The 12,664-nt window shown below is 62.7% G+C and carries 13 protein-coding genes; 1 reads left to right on the forward strand and 12 read right to left on the reverse strand.

The window, feature by feature from the left end; genetic code table 11:
• Positions 1–124 precede the first annotated feature (124 nt).
• On the reverse strand, positions 125–433 hold the full coding sequence (locus I596_RS01355; RefSeq protein WP_067643083.1) for a hypothetical protein: 309 nt from the start codon (positions 431–433) through the stop codon (positions 125–127).
• A 142-nt stretch (positions 434–575) separates the two neighbouring features.
• Entirely contained in the window at positions 576–1,289 is a 714-nt protein-coding gene (locus tag I596_RS01360; RefSeq protein WP_067643086.1) for a phytanoyl-CoA dioxygenase family protein, read from the reverse strand.
• Between the two features lie 315 nt (positions 1,290–1,604).
• On the opposite strand from I596_RS01360, the gene I596_RS01365 reads away from it, so the two are divergent.
• Positions 1,605–2,324 (forward strand): glutathione binding-like protein, encoded by a 720-nt coding sequence (locus I596_RS01365; protein ID WP_067643089.1) that lies wholly within the window; start codon positions 1,605–1,607, stop codon positions 2,322–2,324.
• A 901-nt stretch (positions 2,325–3,225) separates the two neighbouring features.
• Here the strand turns inward: I596_RS01365 and I596_RS01370 are convergent.
• The 10 genes from I596_RS01370 to I596_RS01405 form a co-directional block, all read right to left on the reverse strand.
• Complete coding sequence (locus I596_RS01370; RefSeq protein WP_067643093.1) at positions 3,226–3,735, reverse strand: GrpB family protein; 510 nt, start codon at positions 3,733–3,735, stop codon at positions 3,226–3,228.
• Between the two features lie 106 nt (positions 3,736–3,841).
• A complete protein-coding gene (locus I596_RS01375) occupies positions 3,842–4,888 on the reverse strand; it encodes an alpha/beta hydrolase (protein ID WP_150131957.1) in 1,047 nt (348 codons plus the stop codon).
• 313 nt (positions 4,889–5,201) lie between these two features.
• The gene (locus I596_RS01380) at positions 5,202–5,444 is read right to left on the reverse strand and encodes an XAC0095 family protein (protein ID WP_067643096.1); all 243 of its coding nucleotides are present in this window, start codon (positions 5,442–5,444) and stop codon (positions 5,202–5,204) included.
• Between the two features lie 102 nt (positions 5,445–5,546).
• Positions 5,547–6,134 (reverse strand): hypothetical protein, encoded by a 588-nt coding sequence (locus I596_RS01385; RefSeq protein ID WP_067643099.1) that lies wholly within the window; start codon positions 6,132–6,134, stop codon positions 5,547–5,549.
• 454 nt (positions 6,135–6,588) lie between these two features.
• Positions 6,589–7,074: a hypothetical protein gene (locus I596_RS01390; RefSeq protein WP_067643103.1), complete on the reverse strand. Its 486-nt coding sequence runs from the start codon at positions 7,072–7,074 to the stop codon at positions 6,589–6,591.
• Between the two features lie 169 nt (positions 7,075–7,243).
• Positions 7,244–7,819, reverse strand: a complete 576-nt coding sequence (locus tag I596_RS18660) for a hypothetical protein (RefSeq protein WP_190278958.1) — start codon at positions 7,817–7,819, stop codon at positions 7,244–7,246.
• Between the two features lie 376 nt (positions 7,820–8,195).
• Positions 8,196–8,738 (reverse strand): hypothetical protein, encoded by a 543-nt coding sequence (locus I596_RS18890; protein WP_223303893.1) that lies wholly within the window; start codon positions 8,736–8,738, stop codon positions 8,196–8,198.
• Between the two features lie 430 nt (positions 8,739–9,168).
• Entirely contained in the window at positions 9,169–9,747 is a 579-nt protein-coding gene (locus tag I596_RS17935; RefSeq protein ID WP_083965278.1) for a hypothetical protein, read from the reverse strand.
• Between the two features lie 189 nt (positions 9,748–9,936).
• Positions 9,937–11,097 carry an IS30 family transposase gene (locus I596_RS01400; protein WP_067651262.1) on the reverse strand — a complete coding sequence of 387 codons (1,161 nt, stop codon included), beginning with the start codon at positions 11,095–11,097 and terminating at the stop codon, positions 9,937–9,939.
• 190 nt (positions 11,098–11,287) lie between these two features.
• Positions 11,288–12,502: a hypothetical protein gene (locus tag I596_RS01405; RefSeq protein WP_150131958.1), complete on the reverse strand. Its 1,215-nt coding sequence runs from the start codon at positions 12,500–12,502 to the stop codon at positions 11,288–11,290.
• Positions 12,503–12,664: the final 162 nt, after the last annotated feature.

Consider the following 12,664-nt stretch of genomic DNA (forward strand, 5'->3'; position numbering starts at 1 on the left):
GCCGGCCCCCCGTGCGGACGGCCTGGTGAAGGTGCCTGCCGGAACGGCCCCGGGCAGGACGGTTGCCGCCGGCACCGCCTGGCGGTTCGCCATCGTGCGCCGGCCCAGGCCAGGCCGCGGGTCTTCAGCGTCTGCGGCCCGGAAAGAGGGCAATGAGGAAGAACGCCAGGAAACACACGCCGATCGAAGCGCTGACCGGCGCCAGCGCCATGCTGCCCACCCGGACCCCGTCCAGGAAATCCCCCGCCAGGGCGTTCTCCCGCGCGCCGATCACCGCGAGGCGCGGAAGCGCGACGGTGCCGAAGGTGACGAGCAGCGCGTAGAAGAACAGCAGCCAGACGCTGATGAGCCGGCCCACCACCCAGCCGCGATGGACGGCCAGCAACCGCACGGTGACCAGAACGGCGCAGACGGCAAGGGTTGTGAAAAACATGGGCATGGGTCATCTGCGTTGTGAAGAGAGGGATGCGCCGGCGGCTTGCAGTACGGATCATGCCGGCCGACCGGCGCCGCGGGTTCGGACCCGTGCCGGTCCGTATCGTTCCAGCCCGTATGGAATGCCGAGGCAGCGACGCTCACGCGACCGGTGCGTGCGTCCTCGCCCAGCGCAATCCCAGCGGCAGATGCGGCGGGCCGAACAGAAAATGCAGCACACGCCGCAGCCCGCCGCGGGTGGCCTTTGAAGACGCATGGACCGTCAACGGACGGAGGGCGACCACCCCACCGCGCGGCACGACACAGGCCATGGGTTCGGCATGCGCCCACAAGGACCCGATCGCGGACAGCGGAAGGCGTCCCCAGCGATGCGAGCCGCGCAGCACCTGCAGCGGGCCGGTGGCCGCTGCATCCGGATCGAGCTGCAGCCGGACCGCGAGCAGCGAGGCGAGGACGGATGCCGGCGGCTGGGTGAAGACCATCCCTTCCTTCGACGACCAGCCGGAGCAGGCCGCGTCATCCACACGCTCGGCGACCGGAATGCTGAGGTCCTGGTGCGGCGCAACCGACCAGTTGATCGCGGGGCTCTTGGCGAACACGCTGCACTGGACGGCCACCGCCCCGGTCGGCATCAGTGGGCGCAGCTGCGGATGCGTACGCAGATGATCGGCCATCGACCGCACGGCGGGATGCTCGAGCAGGCATCGGGAGCCGGCCCCGTCCGCCCCCTGCCCGAGCGCGGCCAGCAGGTCGTCGCAGTGCGCGTCGGAGCAGATCGCCGGAATCAGGCAGACGCCATCGCGGTCGAGCACGTCCGGGAAGGACGCCTCGGGTGGCTTGATCGTCTGGTGCATCACGGCTTTCGACCTGCCGAGCTGGCCGCCGGGTCACGCAGCGACCTTGATGCACGAAAGCGATGCATCCCACTTGAAGTAAGCGCTGTGTTTACTATGGCGTCGATCTCCGGTCCTTATGCAAGGCAGCCTTTAGTATGGGCCGGCGGACCGAGCCTTGTTAAAGGCTGGTAGCGACTGCGGTGTCCCGTCGCATCGGTCCATTCGTCAGGTTGAACGTCCGGTGCCGACGCCGTTTCGGGGCTTGCATTCTCGCCCCATGACCCTGATCCACGGATTCTCTGCGCTACGACCCATCCCATCGAGACGCCCACCATGATCGACCTGTACTACTGGACCACCCCCAACGGCCACAAGATCACGCTCTTCCTGGAAGAACTGGTCGACCTGGGCCAGCCGCTGCCGTACACCGTCCACCCGGTGAACATCGGCAAGGGCGATCAGTTCAAGCCCGAGTTCCTGGCGATCTCGCCCAACAACAAGATTCCGGCGATCGTCGATCGCGACCCCGCGGGTGGCGGTGACCCGATCAGCGTGTTCGAGTCCGGCGCCATCCTGCTGTACCTGGCCGAGAAGACCGGCCACTTCCTGCCCGCCGACGCGCGCGGGCGCGTCGAGGCGCTGGAGTGGCTGTTCTGGCAGATGGCCGGCCTCGGGCCGATGACCGGCCAGTACGGCCATTTCCATGTGTATGCGCCGGAGAAGATTCCGTATGCGCTCGACCGCTACACCAAGGAGGTCCAGCGCCTGCTCGGCGTGCTCGACCAGCGCCTGGCCGACCGTGCCTTCCTTGCCGGCAGCGACTACGGCATCGCCGACATGGCCACCTACCCCTGGATCAACCCGTACACGCCGGCGGCGCTGGATCTGGAACCCTACGCGCACGTGCGGCGCTGGCACGCGGCCATTGCCGCACGGCCGGCCACCCAGCGCGCCTATGCACTCGCGCAGAAGATCAATCCGGCCGCCGGGCAGCCGCTGACGGAAGACGAACGCAAGCAGCTGTTCGGCCAGGGCCCGCGCGATCGCGACTAGGCCTCGTCCGGCCGGGCGCCGTGCGGCCGCGTGAGTATGGCGAACGTCACGGCGATTCCGCCGGCCGCCGTGTCGTGTTCCATGCCAGCGCGAGCGCCTCGTGATGCGCGATGAAGGGCGCCCACCGTCACCATAAGGGCGTTCTTCAAGAGTCAGAGGCGATTTCGTATGTCCGGTACGGCTCTACCGGCATGCGCGTCGCGTCAAGCAAGCCAAGACGACGAGTCCCAGTGCCATGATGAGCAAGGCCTTCGATGAAAGAGCAGGAACAGGGGGCACCGGCTGAGCGGCCTCCGTCAACGTATATGTAAATACGTTGTTCGCCGGATTGGGGTCATTGTTGCTCCAGCTATACCAGGCGTACACATCCCAACTCAGGCGCAAGGGCGCTTGGGTCGTCGAGGCATATTCGATGTCGTACGTACAAGACCGCGATTCCCCGGGTGCTAGCGAATCAAAATAGTAGGCATAAAAGAGCGCAATTCCATTGCCGGGAAGCGGCTCGGTGATGAATCTTTCGATTGCGCACCCATGGATGGGCGGAATCACTGAATACGCTGCCGGGCTCTGATTTATGAAATAGCTTTCCCCATAGACGCTTACAGAGTAGTCCGTTCCGGTGTCGATCGTGTCCGGACCAAGATTGCGTACCGTCAACGTGATCGTGTTCCGTCTGTCTTGAGAAAAATAACACGGTGATATCGAGGCGCTAACGGAAAGGTCTGAATTAGTTATCTGTGCCGACGATGGGTTGGCGAAGAGCCCCGACAGGCACAGGCAGGTGGCGAGACAATGCAAAACCCTTTTGGATTTGATGATCATGTCTTAGTAGACGATTCCGGGACACGAGTTTGTTTCATCAAATCCGCTGTAGAAAATTGTTCCATGGCGGGCCTGCCGCCTAACCCGCCATCCACGTCAGTGCCAGCGCCTCGTGCTGCGCGATGAAAGGCGCCTTGCCGTCGCCGTAGCCGCCGATATCGGCCGGAAACTGCGATGCCAGGCGCGCCTTGAGCGCGCCGTATTCGCGCCGAACCTCGGGGAAGTGAGCCAGGTAATCCCGGAAGGCCAGGTGCCGCAGGACGTTCGCGTCGCCGCGCCGGAATGCGTGGATGTGATGGGTGCGGTTGGACCCGCCCTTGCGGAAGTAGCGCCGGCCGGGGATGCCGAACTCGCCCATCACCTCGTAGCCCAGCGCCTCGAACGCCGGCGCCTTGCGGTCCAGCGCGTCGAGCGCATCCACTTCCAGCAGGATGTCGATGATCGGTTTCGCCGCCAGGCCCGGCACGGACGTGCTTCCGATGTGGTGGATCGTGCCCGCGACATCGCCCAGCGCATCACGCAGCGCCGCGCGCTCCGCCTCGAACAGGGCCGGCCAGCGGGGATCGTAGGGGACGACGGCGATCTTCATGAGGGCATCGGGTAGCGAACTGCGCGGCGTCCAGCGGATGGGATGGCCGGTACACGATGACGGCTCTCGCGTCGGCTGACGGATCACGACGAATGGGCGCCGTAGCTTACGGCATGCGTCCCGGAGTCCGGGGCGGCAAGACCCCGATCTCCCCCAGCCAGTTCTCGACCAGCGAAGGCCAGATCGCAAGCGGGCGCTCCGTTATCCGGAGCGCGAAGGCGTGCCCGCCCTTGGCGAAGAGATGGACTTCCGACGGGACGCCCGCGGCATCGAGCGCCCGCGCATAGAGCGTGCTGTTGCAGATCGGGTCGACCGGATCGTCCCAGGCCTGCAGCAGGAACGTCGGCGGCGTCTTCTTGGTGACGCGGATGCCGGGATCGAGCGTCTTCCCGCCGCGACACAGGTGGCCCGGGTAGAGCGCGATGGCAAAATCCGGGCGGCTGCTGACGCGATCGATCGCATCGACCGGCGCATAGGCGGCCTCGAAGATCGTGCTGGTCTGCGCCACGAGGTACCCGCCCGCCGAGAAGCCGATCACGCCGATCTTGTGCGGATCCACATGCAGCGCCTGCGCCTGTGCGCGGACCTGCCTGATGGTGCGCTGCGCATCCTGCAGCGCGCGGGGCACCTTCGGCGTGACCGCGCAATCGCAGGCCTTGTCGTAGTGGTGATTGCTCTTGGGAACGCGGTATTTCGACAGGATGCACGTCATGCCCCTGGACGTGATCCAGTTGCAGATCTCGGTGCCCTGCTTGGTGACGACCACGGCCCTGAACCCGCCCCCCGGAAACACGATCATCGCGACACCGGTGTTCTCGCCCTTGGGTGGGAACACCGTCATCGTCGGCGTGCTGACGTCCCAGGCCGCCTCGGACGTATGCCCCTCCAGCGCATCCGGCGTTTCCGCAATCTCCACCCGCTCGCCGGGCTGGGGAACGCCCGTCATGTCGGGCGCCTCGCCGGGCCAGATCGGGACCTGCTTCAATCCGGCCGGTGGCTGCCACACGTCGGCCCTCCAGGTGTTGGGCTTTTGCGGCTCGGCCGTGGCGGGCGCTTGCGGCGGGGCGGCTTCAGCCTTCCGTGCCGTCCCGCTGCCGACGACGAGGCTCAACGCCACCAGGACACATACCGGAAGCGATCCGATTCGGAGCATGGTCGATCCTCTCTTGATCGAACGGACAGTGACGGCGGGCCCGTGACGAGCGCCCAGGACCTGGTTTCTGGAATGGCTTCTCGCGCGCCTGGCACCCAAGCCAGGCCAGGCGTGGCCGGGCGACAGGGCCGGGAGCGTGCGGCGAAACGCGACCGGCCACAAGATCGATCGGGCGCTGCCGAGGTGCGAGAACGGTGCCGTCATGAACCTGCCCGAACGCGGTCCGCTCCCGGCCATCGTCAGGCCATGCGGCAGCCTCGGGCGCTATCGGGACCATCGCCACCAGCACGCACGGCGCGCGGTGAGCCTACGGCTACCTGCGCCGCGTCCACTGCGCCGCATCCAGGCACGCGCCCACCTGTCGCGCCATCGGGCCGAAGCATTGCACCAGCATGGCCGGCGTCAGCGGCAGCACCGTATCGGGCCGGTCGTCGCTCGGCGAGCGCGGCGCCGCCAGCCGCTCCAGCAACTGATCGCGCACGGCACGCAGCGCCACGTAGGCCTCCTCCGGCAGGCGATAGTGGCTCGCCGGTGCCGATTCGTCCTCATCGTTCACGGGATTCTCCTTGGGACGCCGGGGCGTCCTCCGGGCCGACCTTTGCCGGCGTCGGGCAAGGGCGCACCGCAGCGGTGCGCCCCCGGTCCTTGGGTGGGCGCCTTACACCTTCGCCTTGCGCCGCCGCGGCTTCTTTTCCGGTTCCGGCTCCGGGATCGGCCGGTTGTTGGCGTCGAACTTCGGCTCCGGCTTGTACTTGCGCTTGAACACCGGTGCCAGGAACACCTCGTCGTACAGCGCCTGCAAGCGCTGGTGCGCGCGATAGGCCAGGCCGCACGCCTCCACCATGACCAGTTGGTGTTCGCTGGCCACGTCCATCCAGTCCTCCAGCATCTTCTTGCCGTCCGGGTACTGCACCGCCGCGCGCAGTGCATCCTCCGATTCCAGCAAGGCCGCCATCGCCCAGCGCCGCCGGCGCGACTGCTCGCTGCGCGGATCGACCAGGTCCTTCTCCCACGCTTCCATCTCCGCCACCGACATCGCCGGCGGATGGCAGAACAGCGGGGAGTAGCCCTTCATCAAGATGCCGTCCTCGCTCTGGATGTCCGGCGTCAGGTCCGTGCGCGGCGGCGCTTCGCGGTAGATCTCCCGCGGCCAGTTGCCCAGCCACATCGGCTTCTGGTTGGCCGTGACGTTCTTGGAAAACCGCACGATGCCGCCGATCGGCGGTGCGATGGTCATGTGCTTCATGGCGTTCACCTCGTTCCTTGGTGTGTGAAGGAATCCGCGAGGACAGCGGAGATTTCCGCATCCGGCGGAACACGCAACACGCCGGCGCACGCGCGCCGGAGTGCCGGGAGGCTAGAACCGCACACAGACGGTGGGCGTATTTCCCCTTGCGGGGTGTTGTATTGGCCGCCCTCCCGGCGCAGGAAATGCACCGAGACGTGCGCTCAAGATTCTGAGGGCACAAAAAACCCACCGGATTGTCGGAGGTGGGTGCCGCTGTGTGAAGGAGGTTCTAGACTCCGGGAACGACTTTGCGCGTGATGGGAGGGGTTGTCAATCCCGTTTGTTTCTTTGTGGCGAAGTTCTGAGCTGGTTGTGGCGAACCGCTATGAAGGGCTGGTTTCGGCCAGAAGCGGTCAGGCTGCAACGCCTGAGTCAAGCCGCGCCCCGAAGCGGCGTCGGCTTGAAAGAATTCTTATGCCCGACGCCTGCTCTCCACAAACCGCGCGGCAGCCCGCTTCAACGAGAACAAGCGCCCTCCCTTGCTGTTGTAGCTGAGGTCGAGCAAACCCAGATCCACCAATGTGGTGAGGTCATCTTCCAAGAAGCGCGGATCGTCCACTCGAAGGGCTACGTTTCCTGGACCATCCACCGCATAGAGTGACGTCCCAGCAAGGCTGTGACTTTCCAGTACCTTACTCGCGCCAGAATCGTAGAACTGCTCGAGCAAGGAGATCGCCTGAGCTGAAAGAGTAGATGCTGGATGTGCGGCCTCGGCAATTGCCCGATATGAGTCGAATCCGGCAGCAAAGCTGGCCATCGACTTGTCTAAAGATCGGAGGCGCTCAAGAATCTCAGCCTGACTCTCTCCGAGCAACGCTTTTATGCCGATTGTAGTGGTCGTGTTGAGCTCAAGAAGTGATCTAATCTCATCGTGACGCTGCTCGGACAGCCAGCTCATGAAGGAGTCGAATGACTTTGATTCATTCGCGCCACGATGAGCTACGAAGTCGGCCAAGAGGCTGACAATGGTTGCGAATGCTGTGGCAGCTGACACTGGGTCCATAGGGCATCACGCTTGAGTTAAGCTGCGCTGAGAAGCGGCGTCGGCTTGAATGAGTTGTTATGCGTCACTGCCACGCCAACGCATCTAGATCTGGATGTGTGCCAAGAAGCTTTTCTATCCGATCCTTCGCCTTTTGTGTTAACGGATGGCGCTGCCCCGGAGAGGAGAGAAAAGCTGCTGTCTTAGCTAGTAGCCATGCAGTGAACTCTTGCGCCTCGAGCTTTAGGAGATCACGCACCACCTCACCAAGATGATCTTTGCCTGGGTCTAGAACTTCTCCGTGCTCAGCAGTGAAGCCTAGCGCCGCGAACTTTGCGCTGTCACTTTGAGTGACGCGACCCTGATTATGGGAAAGCGTGTGACGCATCTGAAATACGCATTGTATGGCACGCACTCGGCCAGCAAGTGGGCCGTTAAGATTGCTAGGAGTGTAGCGCTTGGCTCCTATCATCATGCTGGTTGCGTCATCGACTGCGTCCAAGCTGTGAAACAGCTGGTGTTCGAAGATCAGAGACACAAACGATGTCGAGCCTTGCGCAAGCCACAAAACTTTCGCGTCAACGCTACCCTTCACCTTCTGCGGCGCCACATATCTCCGAAGTGACCTTGCCAAGGCGATCGCCGAGCTTTTATAGAACACTTCGAATCCGTTGATTGCCTCTAGGAGGGACTGTTGCTCCGTGTACCACCGATACTTCCGGTAGACACTGTCCTTAGGTCCTCGTCCATTCGGGTCAATTTGCCTCTTTGCTGTAGTCAGTTCGGTATGCCTGGTATCGATCCAGCGAAGGAAATTCTGCTGGTTCCGCAGAAGGGCTTCGAACTGAAGAAGTGGCGAGAGGTCGGATTGGCGCGCTAGATGGCGAACATCTTGTGCCGAGGTTGTTGCGACCTCGGTTCTTGAATCGAATGGCTGAATGTTGCCGGCACCTTGTGTCCTCGGCATTTAACCTCCCCTGTGACGCTAAGCCGCGCCGCGAAGGGGCGTCGGCTTGAATTAATTGTTAGCCATCTGCTCAACGAGCATAGGCCGCCACGTAATCATGTTTCTTCTCGTTCCACTGGAACCTCAGCTCACGCACCGCCGAAGAGTCATCGGCGAAGACACTGAAGAGCGCTATCAGGTCTTGGATGGCGAACTCGTATGCCCACTTGTGACGCATGAAATCCGAGAAGACGAGCATGCCCTTGAACGTAGTGCCCTCAGACCAAGTTTGCATCCAATAGTAGTGGATAAGCTGGTTGCAAACATCGAGGACGCCAAGCTCCGACGACTCCGGATTAGACATGTCGAATCGGTCTTCGGGGAACCCAGAACCTACGAAAGTGAAAGGCCTGTTCCCGATCTTCTTGTACCGGATCACCGGCATTCGAACATTCCGAGCGCGATCGTTCACTTTCGGTCTTTCAAGCAGCGAGCGCACTTGGAACGCAACCAGCATTAGCCGGCGCTCGTACAGCACAAGTTGCTTCTCTGACCATCTACGGTACATACGATGCTTCTTTAGCCAGACTATTTCTCCCCGCAACTCCTGACGCCAGTAGGTCGATTCGATCATCTGCTCAACTCTTTATCAGCCTGCGCCAAGACCCGCCCCTGATGGCTAACGCCGGAGTTAAGCCGCGCCGCGAAGCGGCGTCGGCTTGAATGAATTGTTAGCGCACACCGCGCAGGTCAACGCGGCCGTGGGCCACGAGGTCCGGAAGGTGGTGCCGGAAGGGGTGTAGGTGCTTCCCTCTCGCAGCAGCACTGATGCCCGCAGTTGGGGCAAGTGCAGAGCCAGAGGCAGGATGGCATGCCGCGAGGTGGCCTTCGCTCCTCGCAATCTTCAGGGCCTAACTGTGTTCGGCATTCCGGACAGAAGCGATCTTCACCATCCACGCCTTCACACTCGGACTTCCGATCTTCCTGATTCACGATGATTTCTCCTTGCTCGCTAACGCCGGAATTAAGCCGATCCACGAAGCGGGTTCGGCTTGAATGAATTGTTAGGGCTCACCCAACGCCCCTTGATACCGAGCAAGGTATTCCGAATTACCAGACGCCACCTCTTGCATGATCTGTAGCATGATTACAGGGCCTGGCACTACGTGCTCTTCCAGAATCTCTTGGCCGTCATAGTCCGGATTGGTGGGTATTTCTACATTGACCACCCACCATGTCTCAATCTTTCGGATCAGCCTTACCAGCTCAGGAAAGAGAGCCACGTGGCTCGGTGGTAGCTCGCCCAGCACAAGCCCCTGAAGGTTGTGAGCCAGTGCATTCCGAGCTGTTTTGACTTGTTCGAAGGCTTCGATGTCCGAAGCGTCAAGAACGGCGCTCTCTTGCAGCCAGCTCAGCGAGGCATAGAGACGGCTACGATTACGGGCTAAGACCTCGGACTGATACTTCGGATCGATGAGGTCGCCTGCCACTCCAAATCCGAAGCAGTAGAAGTCATGAATTCGGTCGCAGATGGATTGCTTGAGTATCTCGTAGGCGGCAATGTACAGCGATGCGGAGATAAGCCGCTCGCGAGTGATGTCTGGATTGAGAAGCTCTTCCCACCTACGCACGTGATCGCTCATGTGAGCCCTAACTACCTAATAGCCGGATCCCTGGGTCCGGTTATACGACTTATCCACAGCGCGCCGCATGGTGGGCCATCCCCTTGATATGGCTCGATCTTAGAGCGGCTCGGCCCGGCTAACAAGCCGATATATAACCGGACCCAGCAGGGGCAGAGCCCCCGCGGATGTCCGCTTTGGGTCTTGGATTCAACCGATCAACGCAACGGTTTGCCGATACCGCTCTGCTGGCGTTTCGTAGTCAAGAGTCTTGCGTGGCCGTTCGTTGAGCTGGCGTGCCACGGCATCCAGCTTCGCCTGCGAGACGTCGGTCAGATTGATCCCTTTGGGGAAGTACTGCCGTAGTAGGCCGTTGGTGTTCTCGTTGGTGCCGCGTTGCCAAGGATGGTGCGGGTCGCAGAAATAGACTTGGATGTCCGTGGCCATGGTGAAGCGACGGTGCGCCGCCATCTCCTTGCCCCGATCCCAGGTCAGTGATCGGTACAGCTGCTTTGGCAGGCGACGTGCGTTCTTGATCAGTGCATTGACCACGGTCTCGGTGTCCTTGCCTGCCACTTTCACCAGCATCAGATAGCGTGTCTGTCGCTCCACCAGCGTGGCGATCTGACTGTTCCGGTCGCCGAACAGCAGGTCGCCTTCCCAGTGTCCCGGCACGGCCCGATCTTCGGCATTGGCCGGCCGTTCGCTGATTGAGACGGTGTCGGTAATCCGGCCGTGGCTCTCTGTCTTCTGGGTATGGTGTCGCGAGCGACGCATCGCCCGCGTGCGCCTCAGATGGGCGAACAACTTCTGTTTCAGAGCCCCGCGCGATTGGATGTAGAGCGTGCGATAGATGGTCTCGTGGGACACCTGACGGCTCGCATCATCTGGATAGGTACGCTTGAGCCAGCCTGCCACCTGCTCGGGTGACCACTGCCGCTGGATCTTCCCTGCCACGAGAGCAGCCAAGGCTCGATGCAGCAACAGCTTACAGGGCTTGGGGCGTCGTGCCCGGTCCCAAGCGGCCCGGTCGGCCTGGCTGGCTCGATAGCCTTCAGAGCCTTCGTTGCGACCGATCTCGCGGCTGATCGTGGATGGCGCACGCCCGAGCAACGCGGCGATCATGCGGATCGATCGTCCCGCCGCCAGGCCGCGGGAGATCTCCTCGCGCTCGGCCAGGCTCAGCACCCTCGGGGACCTTCGCCTTGTCGGAGGACGAATGCCGCCATGCTCGGCCAGGATGTTCCGCACTGAGCTGTGGTGCCGGTCAAACAGGGACGCGATCTGGTGCAGGGGCTCGCCCTGCTGCCAGCGATCCCACATCATCGCCTTCTGGGTGTCGGTGTAATAGATCCTCTTCCTGCGCTTCATCTGCAACACCCCTGCTGCCTACGCAGCTATCTGTGTGTTGCATCGATCATATGAATCCGCGGTCGGAAGCCGACATTGCCATACTCGGAAGTCGTATTGGGCTTGCAGCGCCTCATTCGAGGCCATCCAATCTCACGATCGGGTGGCAGTTGTCCGGGTGGGTGGTGAGAAGCGGCTGCGAACCTCGGCCCTATTCGTATCCCGCCGCTTTGCCCGGCATCACGGCTTCGACCAGCCCCCGGCCTTCCTTGATCTTCTCCGAGTCTTTGCGTGCTCGTTCAATGCGTTCGGGCTGCTGCGGGATCGGCGTGTCGACGTCGATGATGGTCAGGCGGGCGCCGGTATGGGCAAGTGCCGTGCGGACGGCGGCCTCGTTCCTGCGTGTCGTGGCGACGTGGACCGACCGGCCGTCCAGGGCGGCAAGCGGCAGCCGCCCTGCTTCGCGCGAGAGCACGTCCAGGAGAACATCCTGCGAAGGAGAGCCGATCACGATCGACAGCGCTGAAGCGTCTTGGGCTGACCGTTCCAGTGCGCCGCGAAGCTCGTCCACGGTAGCCTCGAAGTCGCTGCTGTCAGGCAGCTCGATGGCGATCGTGGTGCTCCACCCATCCGATTCCAGACGGACATAGGCCCTCGCCAGATAGCGAAGCCAAGCCATGTGGTCGTTACCTACAGGGGCTTCCAGTGGCGCGACGAAGGCCGCAAGCTCGATGGCTTCTTCCTTCTCAAGGGCCTGGTGTATGGCCTCGGCGCGTAACAAGGCTTCGGCCCAGACGGGGCCGGTGGGCGGGAGTTGCCGGCCCGTCACCAGGTCGAAGCGAACATCGACGTAGTCAGGGGCGCCATTGATTCCCGGAGAGTTCCTGTCGGCGGTAGGTACCAGAACCGCGACGACGAGGTGCATGTCGCGTTCGTCGATCCAGGCTTCACCTCGCCATCTGATGGAGCCGACGCTGCGTGGCAGGGCGTGGACATACGCCACGGGCAGAAAATCGGACAGCCCGAACGCACGCACCAGCTGGCCTTGCGTACCGTAGAGCGTGACGACGTTGTCGCCCCAGCCGTAGTTGCCCCAGTTGTCGAGCGTTGCCACGTGACCGTCATTGGAAACGAGGACGTCCACGGGGGCCTCGGGATTGGTCAGTGGTGCGCTCCACACGGTCTGCCACTGCCCGTTTTCCAGGTGTTCCATACGTCCGATGGCACTGCGCGGCGTGGCGGTTTGACCGCTCACGGCCGGCGCACTCGCTTCCTTGAGTTGGGCGACAGGCTCGCGAGGCTGGACCGTGAGGCGCCAGGTGCTGTCCGCGGATGCGGTGGTTTTGGCCGTTGGCGACGACCAGCTATCACCCCGGGCCGTACCGATGCTTGTGGCGACCAGCAGGCCTGCCACCACCCAACGCATGCGTCTTGTCACGGCTCGCTCTATCGACCGGCCATCCGGCCGTATCGAGCGCAGTCTAGAACCGTGCCGAAGGCGTGGGAATACCAGCGTTCACCCGCGTGTATGCAGCGGGTTCTTTCGCGGAAGCGAAGCTCGCCAAACAAAAACGGCTGGAGTTTCCTC

Origin of the sequence: Dokdonella koreensis DS-123 (genome assembly GCF_001632775.1) — a bacterium.
GTDB lineage: Bacteria > Pseudomonadota > Gammaproteobacteria > Xanthomonadales > Rhodanobacteraceae > Dokdonella > Dokdonella koreensis.

Coding starts and splice junctions, on each gene's coding strand:
- I596_RS01355 (WP_067643083.1), bottom strand. CDS start 433: ATGTTTTTCACAACCCTTGCCGTCTGCGCCGTTCTGGTCACCGTGCGG.
- I596_RS01360 (WP_067643086.1), bottom strand. CDS start 1,289: ATGCACCAGACGATCAAGCCACCCGAGGCGTCCTTCCCGGACGTGCTC.
- I596_RS01365 (WP_067643089.1), top strand. CDS start 1,605: ATGATCGACCTGTACTACTGGACCACCCCCAACGGCCACAAGATCACG.
- I596_RS01370 (WP_067643093.1), bottom strand. CDS start 3,735: ATGAAGATCGCCGTCGTCCCCTACGATCCCCGCTGGCCGGCCCTGTTC.
- I596_RS01375 (WP_150131957.1), bottom strand. CDS start 4,888: ATGCTCCGAATCGGATCGCTTCCGGTATGTGTCCTGGTGGCGTTGAGC.
- I596_RS01385 (WP_067643099.1), bottom strand. CDS start 6,134: ATGAAGCACATGACCATCGCACCGCCGATCGGCGGCATCGTGCGGTTT.
- I596_RS01390 (WP_067643103.1), bottom strand. CDS start 7,074: ATGAGCTGGCTGTCCGAGCAGCGTCACGATGAGATTAGATCACTTCTT.
- I596_RS18890 (WP_223303893.1), bottom strand. CDS start 8,738: ATGATCGAATCGACCTACTGGCGTCAGGAGTTGCGGGGAGAAATAGTC.
- I596_RS17935 (WP_083965278.1), bottom strand. CDS start 9,747: ATGAGCGATCACGTGCGTAGGTGGGAAGAGCTTCTCAATCCAGACATC.
- I596_RS01400 (WP_067651262.1), bottom strand. CDS start 11,097: ATGAAGCGCAGGAAGAGGATCTATTACACCGACACCCAGAAGGCGATG.
- I596_RS01405 (WP_150131958.1), bottom strand. CDS start 12,502: ATGCGTTGGGTGGTGGCAGGCCTGCTGGTCGCCACAAGCATCGGTACG.